Annotated in this window: 15 protein-coding genes and 1 tRNA gene; 9 read left to right on the top strand and 7 right to left on the bottom strand. The window is 60.5% G+C overall.

All coding sequences use genetic code 11. From position 1 onward, the window contains the following. The first annotated feature begins 16 nt into the window (after positions 1–16). Together QNM96_RS06405 and QNM96_RS06400 are read left to right on the top strand one after the other, a co-directional pair. Positions 17–1,666 carry an ABC transporter ATP-binding protein gene (locus tag QNM96_RS06405; RefSeq protein WP_283835646.1) on the top strand — a complete coding sequence of 550 codons (1,650 nt, stop codon included), beginning with the start codon at positions 17–19 and terminating at the stop codon, positions 1,664–1,666. Between the two features lie 137 nt (positions 1,667–1,803). Continuing rightward, a complete protein-coding gene (locus tag QNM96_RS06400; RefSeq protein WP_283835190.1) occupies positions 1,804–2,712 on the top strand; it encodes a DMT family transporter in 909 nt (302 codons plus the stop codon). 93 nt (positions 2,713–2,805) lie between these two features. Here the strand turns inward: QNM96_RS06400 and QNM96_RS06395 are convergent, their stop codons facing one another. Together QNM96_RS06395 and QNM96_RS06390 are read right to left on the bottom strand one after the other, a co-directional pair. Then, on the bottom strand, positions 2,806–3,078 hold the full coding sequence (locus tag QNM96_RS06395) for a hypothetical protein (RefSeq protein ID WP_283835189.1): 273 nt from the start codon (positions 3,076–3,078) through the stop codon (positions 2,806–2,808). Positions 3,079–3,446: 368 nt separating this feature from the next. Beyond that, positions 3,447–5,678: a CDC48 family AAA ATPase gene (locus QNM96_RS06390; protein ID WP_283835188.1), complete on the bottom strand. Its 2,232-nt coding sequence runs from the start codon at positions 5,676–5,678 to the stop codon at positions 3,447–3,449. 238 nt (positions 5,679–5,916) lie between these two features. Between QNM96_RS06390 and larC the strand changes: the two genes are divergently transcribed. Beyond that, complete coding sequence (gene larC / locus QNM96_RS06385) at positions 5,917–7,347, top strand: nickel pincer cofactor biosynthesis protein LarC (RefSeq protein ID WP_283835187.1); 1,431 nt, start codon at positions 5,917–5,919, stop codon at positions 7,345–7,347. Between the two features lie 21 nt (positions 7,348–7,368). On the opposite strand, the gene QNM96_RS06380 is transcribed toward larC, so the two are convergent. Together QNM96_RS06380 and QNM96_RS06375 are read right to left on the bottom strand one after the other, a co-directional pair. Further along, the gene (locus QNM96_RS06380; protein ID WP_283835186.1) at positions 7,369–7,908 is read right to left on the bottom strand and encodes a hypothetical protein; all 540 of its coding nucleotides are present in this window, start codon (positions 7,906–7,908) and stop codon (positions 7,369–7,371) included. A 173-nt stretch (positions 7,909–8,081) separates the two neighbouring features. Further along, a complete protein-coding gene (locus QNM96_RS06375) occupies positions 8,082–8,618 on the bottom strand; it encodes a hypothetical protein (protein WP_283835185.1) in 537 nt (178 codons plus the stop codon). A gap of 759 nt (positions 8,619–9,377) precedes the next feature. Here QNM96_RS06375 and QNM96_RS06370 point away from each other — a divergent pair. Beyond that, positions 9,378–10,901 (top strand): hypothetical protein, encoded by a 1,524-nt coding sequence (locus tag QNM96_RS06370; RefSeq protein ID WP_283835184.1) that lies wholly within the window; start codon positions 9,378–9,380, stop codon positions 10,899–10,901. Positions 10,902–11,010: 109 nt separating this feature from the next. On the opposite strand, the gene QNM96_RS06365 is transcribed toward QNM96_RS06370, so the two are convergent. Then, complete coding sequence (locus tag QNM96_RS06365) at positions 11,011–11,781, bottom strand: hypothetical protein (RefSeq protein ID WP_283835183.1); 771 nt, start codon at positions 11,779–11,781, stop codon at positions 11,011–11,013. A 243-nt stretch (positions 11,782–12,024) separates the two neighbouring features. Between QNM96_RS06365 and radB the strand changes: the two genes are divergently transcribed. Beyond that, positions 12,025–12,744 carry a DNA repair and recombination protein RadB gene (radB, locus tag QNM96_RS06360; protein WP_283835182.1) on the top strand — a complete coding sequence of 240 codons (720 nt, stop codon included), beginning with the start codon at positions 12,025–12,027 and terminating at the stop codon, positions 12,742–12,744. 89 nt (positions 12,745–12,833) lie between these two features. Here the strand turns inward: radB and QNM96_RS06355 are convergent, their stop codons facing one another. Next, positions 12,834–13,991, bottom strand: coding sequence for a CBS domain-containing protein (locus QNM96_RS06355; protein ID WP_283835181.1), 1,158 nt, complete (start codon positions 13,989–13,991; stop codon positions 12,834–12,836). Between the two features lie 102 nt (positions 13,992–14,093). Between QNM96_RS06355 and QNM96_RS06350 the strand changes: the two genes are divergently transcribed. The 4 genes from QNM96_RS06350 to QNM96_RS06335 all read left to right on the top strand — a co-directional run bounded on the left by QNM96_RS06350 (position 14,094) and on the right by QNM96_RS06335 (position 17,139). Next, on the top strand, positions 14,094–14,417 hold the full coding sequence (locus QNM96_RS06350; protein ID WP_283835180.1) for a lycopene cyclase domain-containing protein: 324 nt from the start codon (positions 14,094–14,096) through the stop codon (positions 14,415–14,417). A gap of 111 nt (positions 14,418–14,528) precedes the next feature. Next, positions 14,529–15,284: a CAP domain-containing protein gene (locus QNM96_RS06345; RefSeq protein WP_283835179.1), complete on the top strand. Its 756-nt coding sequence runs from the start codon at positions 14,529–14,531 to the stop codon at positions 15,282–15,284. Positions 15,285–15,400: 116 nt separating this feature from the next. Further along, on the top strand, positions 15,401–16,183 hold the full coding sequence (locus QNM96_RS06340) for a YihY/virulence factor BrkB family protein (RefSeq protein ID WP_283835178.1): 783 nt from the start codon (positions 15,401–15,403) through the stop codon (positions 16,181–16,183). Positions 16,184–16,269: 86 nt separating this feature from the next. After that, on the top strand, positions 16,270–17,139 hold the full coding sequence (locus tag QNM96_RS06335) for a hypothetical protein (RefSeq protein WP_283835177.1): 870 nt from the start codon (positions 16,270–16,272) through the stop codon (positions 17,137–17,139). Between the two features lie 362 nt (positions 17,140–17,501). Here QNM96_RS06335 and QNM96_RS06330 read toward each other — a convergent pair. Beyond that, positions 17,502–17,576 (bottom strand) — tRNA-Val (locus tag QNM96_RS06330). Positions 17,577–17,611 lie beyond the last annotated feature (35 nt).

Raw genomic sequence — 17,611 nt, 5'->3', positions numbered from 1 at the left:
CGACGACCCGAATCCGATGAGCGATACCGAATCCGGCCCACTCGTCAGCGTCGATGAGTTAGAAAAGTACTTCTGGGAGAACGACTCGATACTCGACCAGCTCCTCGGTGCGGAGCCGGTCCCAGTTCGGGCAGTCGACGGCGTGAGCTTCGATATCTATCCCGGCGAGACGCTGGGACTCGTCGGCGAGTCGGGCTGTGGAAAATCGACGACGGGGGAAACCCTCCTCCAGTTGCAAGAGCCGACCGGCGGCACCGTCGAGTTCGACGGCAAGGACCTCCTCGAGCTAACCGGCGAGGAGGAAACGGCGTTCCGTCGCGAAGCCCAGGTCGTCTTCCAGGACCCGTTCTCGAGTCTTGACCCGCGGATGACGATCGGGCAGATCGTCACCCAGCCCCTTGGGATCCACGATTGGCCCGAGACGGATCCGGACGTGGAAACGACGGCCGAACTCCGAACTGATGGAATATCGCGGGACATCGTCTCGGTGACCGTCGACGATGATATCGACAAACTCGTCTCGCCCGTCGACGGCGTCTCGACGGTTCACATAACCGTTCGTGCGAGCGGTGAGGGCGACGGGACCGATACCAATGCTGCCAACGGTGACGACGATGGCGAGAGCACGTCCCGCCGCGTCGATACCGCTCGAGGCGTCGTCGCCGAGGTCGAGGAAAATCTCACACTCGAGGTGAGTCGCGGTGACGGTATCGAGGTCCACGTTTCCATCGAACGCTCGACTGATCAGCTCCGAACCGACCACGCCCACCGGCTACTCGAGCGAGTCGGGCTCTCGGTAGACCAGCTCGATCGATACCCCCACGAGTTCTCCGGCGGGCAACGCCAGCGGATCGGCATCGCCCGGGCGCTCGCGCTCGGGCCGGAGTTTCTCGTTCTGGACGAACCCACGAGCGCGCTCGACGTCTCGGTCCAGGCGCAAGTGTTGAATCTGCTCGACGATCTTCAGGACGAGTTCGATCTGACCTACCTCTTGATCAGTCACGACCTCTCGGTTATCCGCCACGTCTGCGACCGCGTCGCGGTGATGTACCTCGGCGAAATCGTCGAAATCGGCCCCGTCGAGGAGATTTTCAGCGATCCGAAACATCCCTACACGCAGGCGTTGCTCGAGAGCGTCCCTCGAGCCTCTACCGAGGAACGCGACCGGGATCGAGAGACGATCTCGGGGGACGTGCCGTCGCCGCGGGACCCGCCCAGCGGCTGTCGGTTCCGAACCCGCTGTCCGGAAGTGATTCCGCCCGCGGATTTCGAGCATGAGCAGGAACTGTTCCGCGAGTTGATGACGCTTCGACAGCGAGTCGAAGAGCGGGATATCACGCTCGAGTCGGTCGGCGACGAGCCCGAATTCGAGGTCGGCGAGAGCGACGGCTCGGACGAGGACACGCGAACGTTCGTCCGGACGGTCAAGGATCGACTGTTCGACCACGAACTGCCGATGCGACACGACGAGATCGTCGAGCAAGCGCTTCTCGAGGTCGCCGAGACGAACTGGGACGAGGCCGCAGAGCGACTTCGAGAGGAGTACGAGAGCGTCTGCGAGCGGGAAAATCCCGACCTCGGTGACGACGCCCATCCCGTCGCCTGTCACCTCTACGGTGAGTCGTCCGAGCGAGACGCGGACGTACTCGAGTCGAGTCAATCCTGATCGAGTCGTTTCTGGCCGTCTGTCTCTCCTCTCGAGTTCGCCCCGAGACGACCGTCGGTATCGGCGGCGTGGTGTTACTTATCCAGTCGCGTGGTTCGAAACGCAACGTATAGGATTCGTGGACGGAAAGCCAACTCGTGAGTCGGTATCGTAACCTGCTGTTGTTCTTGCTCCTCGCGATTTTCTGGGGGTCGGCGTTCGTCGCGATCAGCGCCGGGCTCGAGTACTTTCCGCCGGTGTTGTACGCCGCGTTGCGCTATGATATTGCGGGGCTCCTGATGCTCGGCTACGCGGCCTACGCGGCCGAGGAATGGGTGCCTCGAGGACGAGACGAATGGCGGGTCGTCGCCGTCGGCGCGGTGTTCCTGATCGCGATTTACCACGCGTTCCTGTTCGTCGGCCAGCAACACACGACGGCGGCCGCGGCGGCCATCCTTGTCAGTCTCTCGCCGGTGTTGACCACCGGATTCGCACGGGCGCTGTTCCCGAAAGACGCGCTCTCACCGGCCGGTATCGGCGGCGTCCTCCTCGGATTGGTCGGCGTCGCCATTATCGCCCAACCCGATCCATCCGACCTGCTCGCAACCGATGTCGTCGCGACGGTACTCGTTTTCCTCGCCGCGACGGCGTTTGCCTTCGGTAGCGTCCTCACCCGCCGGATCGACGCCGAAATCGAGATCGAGACAATGGAAGCCTGGTCGATGCTCGGCGGCGCGCTCTTGATGCACGGGATGAGCCTCGCGCTCCGAGAGCCCGTCGAGCCGTCCGCGTGGATACACCCCGAGGCGATCGGCGCGCTGGCCTACCTCGCGGTCGTCTCGAGCGCGCTCGGATTCCTACTGTACTTCGAGTTGCTCGAGCGCCTCGGAGCCGTCGAGATCAACATGGTTTCCTACGTCGCTCCGATCGTCACCGCGGTGGTGGGGTGGCTCTACCTGGGTGAAGCGATCGGCCTCACGACTGCCGTCGGATTCGGATGCATCGTCGCCGGGTTTTTCATCGTCAAGCGAGAGGCGATTCGAGACGCGCTCGGCGCTCTCGGATGAAAGAACTCGAGTACGGAGACGGATCGAGTACGGTGAACGGCGAGTGGATCCGCGACCCAAAAACGCCCGTGTGGGCGGAACTCAACCGATGCGCTACTGCTGATAGGAGTGTCCCACGTAAAGGACGACGATATTGAGGACGAGCAACCCGAGGAACAATCCCGTTTCGACACTGCTCGAGAGGCCGGTGACGAGCAGTGGGACGTACAAGAACGGCAAGACGATCGCCAACCAGAAACTCCCGACTCGGATTGGTTTCGCGAGAGAGGGAAGATACTGCTCGAGCGCTCGCGGATCCGCGTCCTGACCGTCGGCGGATACACCCGTCGTCGCTGGTTGCTGGTCGCGTGATGATTGATTCGACATTGCGGTACCTGACGGGAGTTTCTATGCCCACATCGTGGAAATAGGGGACCGATCGTCTCGTCAACTTGTGGAGAATTTAGCCGAATACAGGCCGATGAACCATTCGTTGGCACCGGCTACCGCCGGGAAACACGACCAATGAACGACGGAGTTGCCAACTACTCGTGACTTAGCAGGCGGGTGACGCCTTCCGATTGACTGGAAAAATCAGACGGATTCGATACTGGAACGTCGAGTAATCAGTTATTACGGCCGTACTCGAACTCGAGGTCGAACGCGTCGAACGCGCTCGCAGACGAATAGATCTGAAATATGACAAATTGGCTAAACTCGTGAACGTCTCGTCTCGAGGACTGAGTCGAAGCGAGTTACTGGAAGCCGATCCGACTGCCGCGCCGGCCCGTACCGGGTTCGGTCACGCTCGAGCCGCCCGCGAAGTCCTCCTTGATCTGCTCGTAGTAGTCGAGGATGTCGTCGGTGATCGTCGGGCGAACGTTCTCCATCGCCTGTCGGAAGTGACGCATTTCGACGATGTCGGCCTCCGTATCCTCGCGAAGCGCTTCGATGGCCGCCTCGCGCCCGATCGATTCGAGGTCGCTGCCGACGTAGCCGTCCGTGATTTCGGCGATCTCCGCGAGACTGACATCCGCCGCCAGCGGCGTGTCCTCGGTGTGGATCTCGAGGATCCGCTCTCGACCTTCGATATCGGGCTCGCCGATCATGACGAGGCGGTCGAACCGACCCGAACGGAGCAACGCGGGGTCGATCATATCGGGGCGATTGGTCGCGCCGATGACCATCACGTTACCCATGTCCTCGAGGCCGTCGAGTTCGGTCAGGAGCTGGTTGACGACTCGCTCGGAGACGTTCGAGCCGACTTCGCCGCCGCGACCCGGGGCCAGCGCGTCGAGCTCGTCGAAGAAGATCACCGTCGGGGAGACCTGCCGCGCTTTGCGGAAGGTCTGACGGATGGCCTTCTCGGATTCGCCGACCCACTTCGAGAGCAGTTGCGGACCGCGAACGGAGATGAAATTGGCGTTGGTCTCGTTGGCCACCGCTTTCGCCATCAGCGTCTTGCCGGTTCCGGGCGGGCCGTACAGTAGGACGCCCGCAGGCGGATCGATGCCCATCCGTTCGAACCGATCGGCGTTGTTCAGCGGCCACTCGACGGATTCCTGAACTTGATCTTTGGCATCGTGCAGACCGCCGACATCGTCCCAGGAAATTTTAGGGAGCTCGACGAGGACTTCCCGCATCGCCGACGGCTCGACCTCGTTGAGCGCGCCGCCGAAGTCGTCGCGCTTGACGATCATCCGATCGATCAGGCTCGGCGGGATGTCCTCCTCGTCGAGGTCGATCTCCGGAAGGTATCGTCGGAGCGCTTTCATCGCGGCCTCTTTGGTCAGGCTCTCGATGTCGGCACCGACGAAGCCGTGGGTTTCGTCCGCCAGATGCGAGAGGCTGACGTCGTCCGAGAGGGGCATGCCGCGCGTGTGGATCTGGAGTATTTCCTCGCGGCCGACCTCGTCCGGCACGCCGATCTCGATCTCCCGGTCGAACCGACCGGGTCGACGGAGCGCTGGGTCGACCGAATCGACGCGGTTCGTCGCGGCGATGACGATGACCTGTCCGCGGGCCTCGAGGCCGTCCATCATCGTCAACAGCTGTGCGACGACGCGGCGTTCGACCTCGCCTGTCACGTCCTCGCGTTTGGGTGCGATGGAGTCGAGTTCGTCGATGAAGATGATCGCGGGCGACTCCTCGCTCGCGTCCTCGAAGATCTCCCGGAGTTGCTGTTCGGATTCGCCGTAGTACTTCGAGATGATCTCCGGGCCCGCGATAGAGAAGAAACTCGCCGAAGTCTCGTTGGCGACCGCTTTCGCGAGGAGGGTCTTTCCGGTGCCGGGTGGCCCGTGGAGTAACACACCCTGTGGCGGTTCGATCCCCAATTTCTTGAAGATCTGCGGGTGTTTCATCGGCAACTCGACCATCTCGCGCACCCGCTGGATCTCGCTCTGGAGACCGCCGATATCTTCGTAGGTGATTCCGCCGCCGGTTTTCTCGAAGCCCGAAATGGGCTCTTCTCGAAGTTCCACGTCAGTATCCTCGGTGATAAGGACTACCCCCTCCGGTTCGGTCTCGACCGCGATTAGGGGGATCGCCTGTCCCGGCGATCGCATGAAGGGGTGATTCGTCGAGGACATAACCGGGACGATGTCCTTCCCGACGACCGGGCGTTTCAGAATCTGACGTTTGACCATGCCCGCGGCGTCCGAACCGAACTGCACCGACGCCTCTTCGGGCGGCGCGAGGACGAGTTTGTTCGCCTTCGTCGCCTCCGCCTTCCGGATTGTCACCCGTTCGCCGATCCCCACGTCGGCGTTCTGGCGAGTGAATCCGTCGATGCGAACGGTGTCCGTGTTCCAGTCCTGCCGGTCCGCGCGCCACACCTTCGCGGCGGTCGTGTCTGCACCTTCTATTTCGATGATGTCGCCCGGACTGAGCTTGAGATGTAACAGCGTGTCCGGATCGAGTCGGGCGATACCGCGACCCGAGTCGTTCGGGTACGCTTTCGCAACCTCGAGTTGAACTTCGTTCATAATTCGGAATGGACGGCGTTGTAGCTATCTCCGGTTCGTGATCGGATAGGTTTTGTGCTCGTGAGAGGAGCCGCTGTGAGGGGGAGTCCCACCATGCTATACACTAACACATAGTGGTCAGATAGGGAGGTACATAGATGTACCGGCGTCGTCCGATTTCGCCGTCACGGCGTGTTTCTCATGGCTTCGTTGATCGAAAGAACGAGGACTTTTGGTGTCGCCTACCGCCCACGTAGACATGACACTCCTGGCGTTCGACGGCCGAATGGGTGCGAGCGGCGATATGCTCCTCGCGGCCCTTCTCGATGCCGGTGGGGACCGGTCCGTCCTCAAGCCAGTCGAAGACGCGCTGGCTCTCGAGTACCGGATCGACGAGACGACCAAGTGCGGAATCGCCTCGACGACGGTGGACGTGGTATTGACCGACTACCAAGGTGAAACTGACGCTAAATCTGGTCGTGCCGATGGCAACGATCGTTCCGATCACGGCCACGACGACCAGACCAATTCACCCGACAACGGAGACCAGGACCTCCCACACGATCACGAGGATCAAGATCACTCACACGACCACGGAGACCACGACCAACACGGTCACAGCCACGACGACGATCACCACCACGGAACCGCTCACGACGGGAACGGTGGTGTCCACGCCGAGGGACACGGTCCCCATCGGAGTTACCTCGAGGTCTGCGAAATCGTCGAGGAGATGGACCTCGAGCCGGCAATCGAACGCGACGCGCTCGCCGTCTTCGAACTATTGGGCGAGGCGGAGGCCAGCGTCCACGGGGAGGACCTCGAGGACATCCACTTTCACGAGGTCGGAGCGGACGACGCCATCGCGGATATCGTCGGCGCGGTCTTGTTGCTCGAGGACCTCGAGCCGGACCGCGTCGTCACCACGCCGCTTTCGACCGGCGGCGGAACGGTTTCGATGAGCCACGGCGAGTACCCAGTTCCGACGCCGGCGGTGGTCGAAATCGCTCAACGAGCGGACTGGTCGCTTCGAGGCGGGCCGGTCGACGCCGAGTTGCTCACGCCGACGGGGGCGGCGATTCTGGGACACGTCGCGGACGGCGTCGAGTCGCTTCCGTCGATGTCCTTCGAAGCATCCGGTTACGGCGCGGGTGGCTACGATCTCGATCCGCACCCGAACGTCCTCCGCGTGCTGGTCGGCGAGGGTGACGCTGCGGGCGAACTCGTTCGCGACGATATCGCCGTTCTCGAGACGAACCTCGACGACGCGACCCCGGAGGTACTGGGCGGCCTACAGGAGACGCTTTCGGAAGCTGGCGCTCGAGACGTTTCGATCCTCCCTGTCACGATGAAAAAGTCCCGCCCCGGCCACCTCGTGAAGGTCATCTGCAAGCCCACGGACCGCCAACGCGTGGCTCGAGCGTTAGCCGAGGAGACGGGAACGCTCGGCATCCGGGACGCGGGTGCGACACACCGGTGGATTGCGAACAGGGAGTTCGAGAGCGTGACGCTCGAGCGCGGCGGAGAACAGTACGAGGTAACGGTGAAAATCGCGAGCGACGCCGATGGGGACGTCTACGACGTGAGCGCGGAGTACGACGATGCGGCCGAGGTTGCACTCGAGACGCAGTGGTCGGTTCAGGAGGTTCTTCGACGGGCGGAGGAGAAGGGGCGGGAATCGCTCGAGTAAGGGCTTCTAAGTCCTAAACTGCTAGTTAGTACTGATATTTACGTCGCCGTCTTCACCGTCTTCTCCGTCTTCGGCGACAACGTCGCCTTCCTCGACTTCCACGTCATCCGTTCCGCTCACTACCTCACTATCCTGACTGACCGAGATATTCGAGTTCATGTCGTGCTCATCGCCGTCGTTCCCGTTACTCTGCGAGACGGAGGTACTACTCTCCGAAACGACCGTTCCGTTCTCCGTGTCCCACGTCACCGTTTCCGACTCCGAGGTGACGTTGGTTCCATCCGCACCCGACGCGCCCGAGTCCACGGTTATGTTCACCGTCGAACCGTTCTCCGACAGTTCACACTCGAAATCGTCGCTCGAGTCGTCGACCGAAATGTTCGTGACGATGGCGTCCGCCGAACTCTCGACGATGTCGCGACACTCGTCGCTCGAGACGCTCTCGTTCTCGGCGTCGTCGCTATCCGTCGGGCCGCCGATGCCGGCGACGGCGACAGCGCCAGCGGTTATCACGAGGAGTAGGCAAATAACCAGTACGACGCTCGTTGTTGATCGTATCATAATTTTCTTAGCTGATTCGTCTATCAACGTTGTTCGTTGAAAACATTTTTATTAGATTCGTATATTATCTGAATATCTTATAGAAACGTTATCTCACCTATACGCTCTTGGTGGTTGGTAAGTCCATAAAAAATAACGTTAGTCAGTTCACGAACCGATTCCCTTAGAACTGGTTATAGGAAACCGAGAACGTCACCGAGGAGGTCGGAGAGGCTGGCGATGATGCCTTCGGTAATACCCTCAGTAGTGTCACCTTCATCTACGCTGTTGTCACTGCTCTGGTCAACGTTAGCGTCGCCGCCGTCGCCACCGTCGCCGGCGTTGGCGTCACCGCTAATGTCACCGACTTCAGCGGAGGAGTCAGCGTAGCCGAACTGCTCCTGATCAACCTGCTGGTTCACGTTCTGAGCTTGGTCGACGCCGCCGTCTGCAGCGCCGCCGTGCTTGTTGTGAGCTGGGTTGTCACCAGGACTGGAACTGCTCGCTGCCTGGGTGTTAGTGTTTGTTGCCTCCTGGTTCTGGTCAACGATTGCTGGACCTGTGCTCACGTCGACATCGTGTCCTTCGTGCGTGGCGTCTCCACCGTCGCCGCCGTCACCGCCGACGCCGACGCCGATATTGTCGCTGTCAATCTCGTCGTCAACGTCGTTAATATCGTTCTGTGCCGCTGCTGTTCCGGCCATCCCCATGAACAAGAGGCTGCCGATCATTGCGAATACCATCAGCGCTGTGAATGTACGTTTCATTGTTTTCGTGATATCGTCCGGGCCTACACGCGCGGACCGCCGAAACCGGTTCGTCACCAGCGTACCGAATGTCTGGTCCGTTACCAGCACATTGAGCGCGCGGTTCCTTGCGGGTTCTCGACCGATCCGAGCGATGCCACGGCGCGTTGCCCGGTTGAACCCGACAATCAGGGACCGTATTAACCCGAATTACAGTTTCAATGATATATTTCCGATTGTGTTTTCGTTCGATCAACGTTACACCTATCCAGCGAGTTGTTAGTCATCGTATGGCCCATTTATCGCCGGAACGGCCATCCTATCGACATATTGGGGACCGTACGAGGCTCCTACTCCGTTCTTGTGTCGCTTCGCTATCGGTGTAATATCCGTTATACATCGGTTACAACCGATGTTGGTCCTCTACCCCTGATTGTCCCTCTACGGTGTGATTCATCAACCCGTGGATGTCGGCGCCTACGTTCTCGAGTCCCTGAATGAAAGCGGGTCATTTCGGTGATCAATCGTTCGACGAATCGCATCGATAGCCTCCTGTCTGGGAGTTTCGGCGGGTAGTAACTTCCTTCGAAAACTCCCACGGGCCGTTCGGAGCGGTAACGACCTTGTTCTTGCTTACAACCTACAGATAACAAAGACACTATTCGGAAAATGATGGTTCGCACCGCGAAGATGCAGTAAGAAAAGACCCTCACAGGGCATTTGAAACGATAAACGACTTACACGATGATATCACGATCACAACTTACGACAGTTCTCGTCGCCGCGATGCTAGCGCTCTCGATGACGGGTGCCGCACTCCCGGCGACCGCAGTCGAGGACCCCGGCGAAGACGATAGAACAATACACACGCTCGAGGACGGAGAAGATCTCTACTTCGTCTTCGGTGCGGATATCGGTGACCAGTCGCTCGAAGAGTACGTAGACGCACACCTCTCGGACGACGATAACGCCGAATCCGAAGGTGTGAATCCGACTAGCGAAATCGTCCAGTATCAGGACGTGAACCAGGCGAATGTTGACGTCCAGCAAGGCGCGGCTTCGATTTCGATCGACGGTGGCGAGGCGACCGCCATCCAAGAGTCGAGCCAGGTTAACGAAAACACGCAGGACGGTGAAGCGATCTCCGAGAACCAGTACCTAGAAGAGCAAAACGTCGAGTTCGAAGACGTCGGTGACGTCTACTTCCTCTTCGGCGAGGAAGATCACCAGCGCTTCGACGGCTGGGCGGTTGCAGGCGAGAAAAACGACCACGATGAGAAGCACGACAAAGAGATCCAGTACTCGCAGGCATCGGTCACGCAGGCGCAGAACGTTGACCAGGCGAACGTCAACGAACAAAGCGTCGCCTTCTCGATCGCCGAGAACGGCAGTGATGCGCTCGCGATACAGGACAGCTCCCAGCAGAACTCGAACTACCAGGGAGCGGTCGCCAACGCTGTGAACGTTAACCCGAGTCATGCTGACGGTGGGAGCCAAGTAGCCGGTTCGGAACTCGAACAATCCCAGCAGAGCATGCAGGCTAACGTCAACGAGCAAGGATTCGCGGTCGCGATCGCGATCGGCAACGAATCCACCGCGACGTCGATCCAGACGACCGATCAGTCGAACATCAACGAACAGGTCGGAAGCGCCTACTCGGCCTCCGTTCTCGACTCGACTGACGGTATGAACATCGCATCGGCCAACACGAACGGCGGATCGGACATCGTCGAAACCGCCAGTGACAAACAGAAGACCCACGACGACAAGAAAGACAAAGACGACACCGAGGCTAGCGTCACCCAGTACCAGGACGTGAGCCAGCTCAACCTCAACCAGCAAAGTGCGGCGGTCGCAGTTGCACTCAACGGAAGCGAAGCGACTGCGATCCAGCTCTCCTACCAGGAGAACCACAACGCGCAGGTTGGCATCTCACAGGCACTGCCAGCAGGTGATGCTGGATCGAGTCCGGGCGTTATCTACACCGAAGAAACGACCGTCTCCCTCGACGGTGACAACGAATCGGACAACCCGATTCTGACGATCGACGAGGACGCTGGTGGCGAGCAAAAGCAAGATGCAGCCTACCAGCCTGACGCAGAAATCGATCAGTACCAGTCACTCTTCCAGGAGAACCTGAACAACCAACAGGCTGCGTTCGCGGTTGCCGATGATGGGGGCGAAGCGACCTCCTCGCAAGTGAGCATGCAGTCGAACGAAAACGTTCAGTTCGGCTCCGCAGTCGCTCCGTCAGCGATCCCAGCCTAACGAATCTCGAGGCGGTCTCGAGAACGGTACAACAATACCTTTCCGATTTTTCGCGTCCCAATACGAACAACCAACCGCGTAGCGACAGCTTTGCTGACCGATTCGCCGATCACGCTTCGTCAGTTTCGTTTTGGGACGTCGTCCCCGAGTCGCCGTCGCTCCGATGTTCGGCGAGCGCTTCATCGATACTCAACTCGCCCGCCGCGACGCGTTCCGCGAGCGAGTCGTCGATGGCACGATTGGTTTTGCTTTGCTCGCGGGACCGATCTTTGATCACCTGCAACTCTCCAGCCGTGGGTTCGATCTCCCGACTTTCGACGGGCTCGCCCTCGAGTCTCGCGATATTTGCGGCAGCGAGAACGTCGCCCGCTCCTCGAGCGCCGACGCCGAGGTACGGTGTCGTCCCTGTTTCGTCGACGAGTTCGACGCGAACCCCCTCGAGTTGGTTGACGAGTTTCGCACTCTGGAGACGGGAGCCGTCGCCGATCCGGACCAGCGGATCGACGGCTTCGGCCGCCTCGCGACGGATCACCTCGACGGCGTCGGCGATCGGAACCTGAAATGTCGCGACGATCATCTCCCCGGCGAGGACGGCGATACCCGGTTTTCTGCCGGGGTCGACGCCGATGATCGTTCGCCCGCCGTCGCCGCGAAGCGCGGTGAGGGCCTGCTCGACCGCACGACGCGATTCTTCGGGAGCCGCGACGATCGTTGTCACGTCTGCGAAGGAATTTGCGTTGTCTTCGTCCGTAATGACGACGGCGGTCTGTTCGGGGAGGTCCTCGTCGGCTTCGATCGTCGTAAACGTCGCTCCGCGGTCGCGGAGCTCGTTGACGGCACCGTGGTAGACTTCGAAGTCGGTGGTTGCGACGACAATCACACCGAACCGTTCGCCGCGATCCGGAATAAACTATCCTGTTCTCGTGATTTTCGGATCGGCGTCCACGGCCGGGGACGATTCGTTCGGATCGTTCGAATCGATGGTCTGTTCTGCGCGTCGAATAATCATCGTCCGGAGACGTTCCAGATCTACGAATTCAGTCACGACATCGCGCGAGCGCGCGCCTGATCCGCTCGAGAGCGGTTCCGGGGGGTTTTTGCTGGCAGCCGTCTACGTTCGACCGTGAACGACGAGGCGATTCTAACCGGCTGTCCGCCGGTCGACGAGTTGCTCGGCGGTGGCTTCGAGCGCGGCACCGTGACACAACTGTACGGCCCGCCCGCCGCGGGCAAGACGAACCTCGCGCTCTCGAGCGCTGTCGAAACGGGCGCGAACGGCGGGACGGCGGTCTATATCGACACCGAAGGCGTCTCCGTCGATCGGTTTCAACAACTACTGTCCGCCCGCGTGGGGTCCAGCGAATCCGATCAGACGGTCGAGGACGTCGCCTCCCGCATCGTCATAGAGGACGCGCTCGACTTCGAGGAGCAAGAAGAAGCCGTTCGCGATGCCGAGGAGTTCGCAGAGCGCGCGGATCTGATCGTTCTCGACAGTGCAACCGGCTTCTACCGACTCGAGCGAACCGGCGACAGCGACAGCGGCGAGGCACTACGAAGCGTCACTCGACAGGTGACTCATCTCCTCTCGCTCGCGCGCAAGTACGACCTCGCGGTCGTGCTCACGAACCAGGTGTTCGCGGACCCGGACTCGGACCGAACGCGGGCGCTCGGCGGGAACACCCTCGAACACTGGACGGGTGTCGTCGTCCGAATCGAGCGATTCCGCGGCGGCAATCGGCGGGCGACGCTAGAAAAGCATCGGTCCAAGGCGGCCGGCGAATCCGCGCAGTTTACGATCACGGATTCCGGTCTCGAGGGGAGTGCAGACGGGTCTGGATTCTGATCGGGAGAGACCGTGATCGGTCTCCATAGCCGGTTTACCGTATTTGTCGACCACCAAGCGCAAAAAGTCGGACTGCCCGTCTCGGGCAGTTAGATCTCGTTGAGTTTTCGAAGCAACTGTCCGCGGTACTCTTCATCGCTGGCGATCCCTTTCATCTCGAGGACGTTGCGCTCGAGTTTATCGAGCGCAACGCGGAAGGCGTTCTCCGCGCCGTAGCCTTCGCCAGTGCCTGCGGCCTGTCCTTTGTTCGTTCGGAGCCGAATCTGGACCTGCACCAGGGGCGTCCCTCGGAGCTTTTCGTTGTGTTCGTGCAGGCGCACGTGGGCGTGCATCACCTGCATCTCCTGGTACTTATCGGCGACTTCTTGGATGCTCTGGGTGATCGATTCTCGAGTAATCGTATCGAGCAGCGAAACGTTCGTAATCTGAACGTCCATGTGCTCTTCTTCCGTGTAGGTAAGCGCCCGGAGGACGTCCGTTTTCGTCACGATGCCGTTGACGATTCGGTCGTCGTCTTCGGGCGTGACCATCAGTCCGGCGTAATCGTCGTCGAGCATCTCCTCGACGGCTTCCTGGGCCGTCGCGTCGAGGGTCGTCGTTTCGACGGGGCTGTTCATGATGTCGTAGACCGGAACGTCGAGCATTCGGTTGTTGTCGCCGGTTCGATCCCCGGTCGTCATCCGTTCGTTTTGGCGGATGACGAAGTCCGCGATGTCGTGGGTCGTGACGACGCCCGTCAGGTAGCCGTTTTCGTTCAGCACTGGCAACCGAGAGATCCCGTTCTCCCGGAGGTAGTTGATCGCCTTTCCGACCCCGTCGTCCTCGTTGACCGTAATCGGATCGTCGGAGTAAATGTCTCCGACGGTGAGCGTGTCGAGATTCTCGAGGACGGCCTCGAGAATCGCATCGCCGCTTACGACGCCCCAGAGGCTGTCATTTTCAAATACGGGTGCGACCTTCGAGTTGCTCTCGATGAGCAGTCGGGCGGTCTCGCGAACGTTCTCGTACCGGTCGAGTTTCGGCGCCGGTGAGTTCCGACTCGGTTTGATCAGGGCCGAGACTTTCGCGTCGTCCTCGACGTGGGATTGAAGGACTTCCCGCTCGCTGATGACGCCCTCATACTCCCCGTCGTCGGTGACGATAATTCCTTTGGGGTTCCCGTTCTCGAAGGTCGAACGGACTTTCCCCATGCGCGTTCCGACGTCTACTTCGATGTAGTCTTTGGTGGCGATATCAGCGATATCCATCGTTACGGGAGGGACTACTCGCGCTGGGGTATTTAAGATAACGCCTACCACGCACGCTTCCGGGGGACACGCTTTTTTGCCGCTGGAAGTGCATCAGGGGGCATGGTCCCCGATATCAGCGTCTTCGGTCGATACACCTACCTCGCGACGGAACTGTTCTGGGGAGCGATCGCAGTATTGATGCTTCGACGAGCGGGTGCCCTCCGAAAAGCCGGCGTGACGATTCTCGCGCTGTATCCGATCGCTTACCTCTGGGATCGGTACACGCTCGCGGTCGGCGTCTTCGATATCAAGCTCCGAACGGGGATCGATGTCGCCGGTATCCCCCTGGAGGAACACCTCTTCATGGCCGTCGTTCCCGGACTGGTCATCGCCTTTCACGAGACGATTTTCGGATCGTGCGACGCCGAGGGATCGAGCGCGTGACCGTAGCTGTTCGGGCGCGTAACTGTACTCTCGAGAAGGCATGTGTGGCACGTGTCACGTACTGCGACTAACCATGAACGTCTTATTACTCGGTCGCTTGAATGCGAACGAATGGGCCGTGGTCCCCCGATCGAAACCGACGCCTCCGAAATCGCCTCACTCGACGACCAGTCTGCTTCCGGCGGGTCGAAGGTGGGAGCGGCACTTCGACTATTGTTAACGCTTGGACTACTCTGCGGACTCGTTATCGGAGCAATGGCGATCGCTCCGTCGGTTGTCGACGAAATCGACGATCTGCCTGCACCGAGCGAGGACCCACCACCAGCCGGCGAACGCGATCCGGAGGTCGCCGACCCCGATGACCCGGACGGAACGACGTACGAAACCGACGTCGAGACAGTAACCTCCGAGGACGTCGAGGACTTCGTCCACGCGGAGGTTAACGACCGTCGTGCAGAACACGACCTTGAGGCCCTCGAGTGGGACGGAACGGTCGCCTCCGTCTCTCGAGCTCACAGTGCTGACATGCACGAACGAGAGTATTTCGCGCACACGAACCCCGATGGAGAGGATCCCTACGATCGGTTCGACGACGTCGCGGGGTACTGTCGAAGTTACGGCGAGAATCTGGCGATGAACTGGCTTGAGCGATCCGTCGAGGCGCCGAACGAGAGCACGACGGTGGAGTACCAGACCGCGGAGGGGATCGCCGAGGGGCTGGTCGAACAGTGGATGAACTCACCGGACCACCGCGATGCGATCCTCGAGGACGGCGAGACTCAAGAGTGGGATCGCGGCGGTGTCGGCGTCTACCTCTCCGAAGGCGGTGAGGTCTACGCCACCCACAATTTCTGTACGGAGTGGTAACGAGTGCGTGGACACGCTCCGATGACCGTCTATCGTCTCGGTTCCACGATCTTGGCCGCTGGTTCTTACAGTCTCAGCTGGCGAGATCGAACGACAAGTCTGAACGAGTACCTGCTATGAACCCGAAAGAAACCGTTCTCGAGATCTACAACACGGCCAGCGAACGAGACGTCACGTATCTCGCCGCGGGATTCGCCTACTACGCGTTCGTCTCGGTGATTCCGCTGATACTGCTCGCGATCGTCGTCGGCTCGCTCCTCGGCGGTGAGGAGGCGGCCGAACAGTTGATTTTGGTCGCCGGTGACTTCCTCCCCGAAGCCGGCGAGGAACTCGTCACGGACGCGCTAACGACTGAATCCGGTCGTGCGGAAGCGACCGTCGTCGCACTGCTGGTCGCCGCTTGGGGTGGCTTGAAGGTGTTCAGGGGCCTCAGCCTCGCGTTCGATCGAGTGTACGATACCGCCGCCGAGGACTCGATGATCGAACAGATTACCGACGGGTTGGTCGTCATCCTCGCGGGTGCAGGCGGAATCGGATTGATGGTCGCGATGGCCGCGGTGCTGGGACTGCTCGCCGGCACGGTGCCGTTCGTGGGACTGCTAAGTTGGCCGCTGTTGATACTCGGGCTCCTCCTCGTCTTCCTGCCGATGTACTACGTCCTTCCGCCCATCGACGTCGAGATACGGGAAGTACTCCCCGGTGCTGTGTTCGCCGCTATCGGGTGGGCAGTTCTTCAGGCGGGATTCCAGCTCTACGCGGCCAACGCGGCGCAGTATGAGGCCTACGGGGCCGTCGGTGCGGTCTTGTTGTTCGTCACCTGGCTCTACTTCGCGGGCGTGTTGATCCTGTTCGGTGCCGTCCTCAACGTCGTTCTCTCGAGACCCGAACTCGCGGAGTGACTGTCGTCAGTTCGATCCGAGCTCCGGAGGAACCGACTCGAGTTCGTGGAGAAAGGTTATGCCGTCAGCGCCGGGAGACCGAACCGATGACTGACGATTCGGAGACGGATTCTGTGGACGGGCCGACGCCCGGTGGCGGTCCGAACCGCGTCGTATCGGAGACGAGCGTCGACGACATTCTCGACTCGATCAGCTCGTCTCCTGAACCTGATCGCGACGACCGGTCCGAAAAAAGCGAGCAAACCGAAGAGACAAACCGAAACGGGAAGACGAACCGGGAGGGGGACTCGAGCGAGCGCGACGGCGATACCGAAGCCGACCCCGAACCCGACGCTGTCGGCGACCCGAAGCCCAACACGACGACCATCGAAACCGGCCCACCAGCTGATCCATCCGCCGTGCTCGCCGCCGACTCGATCGACGACGGCGCAAGTGCGAATCGAGTTCCTGGTAACGGTCCCGATGACGACATCGTTTCCGGCGAAGCGCCACCCGCAGAGCCGGAACCCGAAACGGAGTCCAAATCCACTACAGAGCCAGCTCTCACACCGGGATCGGAACCCACGACGGAATCCGGACCCACAATGGAGACCGGACCAACAACGGAAACCGAAAATTCGCTCGAGGACGCCGAACCTGACCTTTCTTCGCGTATCGAACGCGGGGAAGTCACCGGCTCCGATGTCCGCGCGGCCGAGGCCGGCGAAGGCCGCGAGGAGACGACCGATATCGGCGATATCGAGCTTTCGATGGACGACCTCGAGTCGACGACCGGTTCCGGTTCCTCCTCAAGGGCCACTCGCGGCAGGTCGTCGACTGACGGGCCGCTCTCTGGATCGATCGGACCGTCTGCGGCTGATCCCGAAACTGGCGAATCCGATGAGACGAAAGATTCCGAAACTGACGAGGGCCCCAGCGGGCTGTTCGATCGTCTCAAAGGACTGTTCTCGAGGTAGCCGGGATTCTGTCGGGTAGCGGTTTTCAGAATTGCTGTTTTCTCGAGATTGGGTCTTCCGGCGGTTGGGCCGTTTCGAGGGGAGACCGATTCTTGAGGAGAAATTGAGTCTTCAAAAGCGGGATGGGGCAGATTTGAACCACGGTCGTTCCGCTTCGCTTTACTCCTGATTCAAATTGCTCACCATCACGATACCGTCGCTCACGGATTTGCTCGCGACAGAACTAGTGGGTTGGGGCAGATTTGAACTACGCCGAGACGTGCTCGCTACGCTGCGCGCGACTCGTCTAGTTCAAATCTACCCGTGACAAATTCTCAGCGACGAGCGCCTCACTCCGCTCGTCGCATAATGTCGCTGAGAAATGGGTTGGGGCAGATTTGAACTGCCGGCCTCCTCCATGTCAAGGAGGTGTCATAACCAGACTAGACCACCAACCCGTCCGGTTTTCTCGGCGCCCGTCGCGCCTCGTGCA

The sequence above is a fragment of the Halostagnicola sp. A-GB9-2 genome, assembly GCF_030068615.1.
Classification (GTDB): Archaea; Halobacteriota; Halobacteria; order Halobacteriales; family Natrialbaceae; genus Halostagnicola.
Note: the sequence above shows the minus strand (reverse complement) of the source record. Positions and strands in the feature narration are given on the sequence as shown.

Bases quoted from the DNA above. Each gene is read 5' to 3' on its own strand.
- QNM96_RS06405 (WP_283835646.1), top strand. From the start codon at position 17: ATGAGCGATACCGAATCCGGCCCACTCGTCAGCGTCGATGAGTTAGAA.
- QNM96_RS06395 (WP_283835189.1), bottom strand. From the start codon at position 3,078: ATGTCGAATCAATCATCACGCGACCAGCAACCAGCGACGACGGGTGTA.
- QNM96_RS06390 (WP_283835188.1), bottom strand. From the start codon at position 5,678: ATGAACGAAGTTCAACTCGAGGTTGCGAAAGCGTACCCGAACGACTCG.
- larC (WP_283835187.1), top strand. From the start codon at position 5,917: ATGACACTCCTGGCGTTCGACGGCCGAATGGGTGCGAGCGGCGATATG.
- QNM96_RS06380 (WP_283835186.1), bottom strand. From the start codon at position 7,908: ATGATACGATCAACAACGAGCGTCGTACTGGTTATTTGCCTACTCCTC.
- QNM96_RS06375 (WP_283835185.1), bottom strand. From the start codon at position 8,618: ATGATCGGCAGCCTCTTGTTCATGGGGATGGCCGGAACAGCAGCGGCA.
- QNM96_RS06370 (WP_283835184.1), top strand. From the start codon at position 9,378: ATGATATCACGATCACAACTTACGACAGTTCTCGTCGCCGCGATGCTA.
- QNM96_RS06355 (WP_283835181.1), bottom strand. From the start codon at position 13,991: ATGGATATCGCTGATATCGCCACCAAAGACTACATCGAAGTAGACGTC.
- QNM96_RS06350 (WP_283835180.1), top strand. From the start codon at position 14,094: ATGGTCCCCGATATCAGCGTCTTCGGTCGATACACCTACCTCGCGACG.
- QNM96_RS06345 (WP_283835179.1), top strand. From the start codon at position 14,529: ATGGGCCGTGGTCCCCCGATCGAAACCGACGCCTCCGAAATCGCCTCA.
- QNM96_RS06340 (WP_283835178.1), top strand. From the start codon at position 15,401: ATGAACCCGAAAGAAACCGTTCTCGAGATCTACAACACGGCCAGCGAA.
- QNM96_RS06335 (WP_283835177.1), top strand. From the start codon at position 16,270: ATGACTGACGATTCGGAGACGGATTCTGTGGACGGGCCGACGCCCGGT.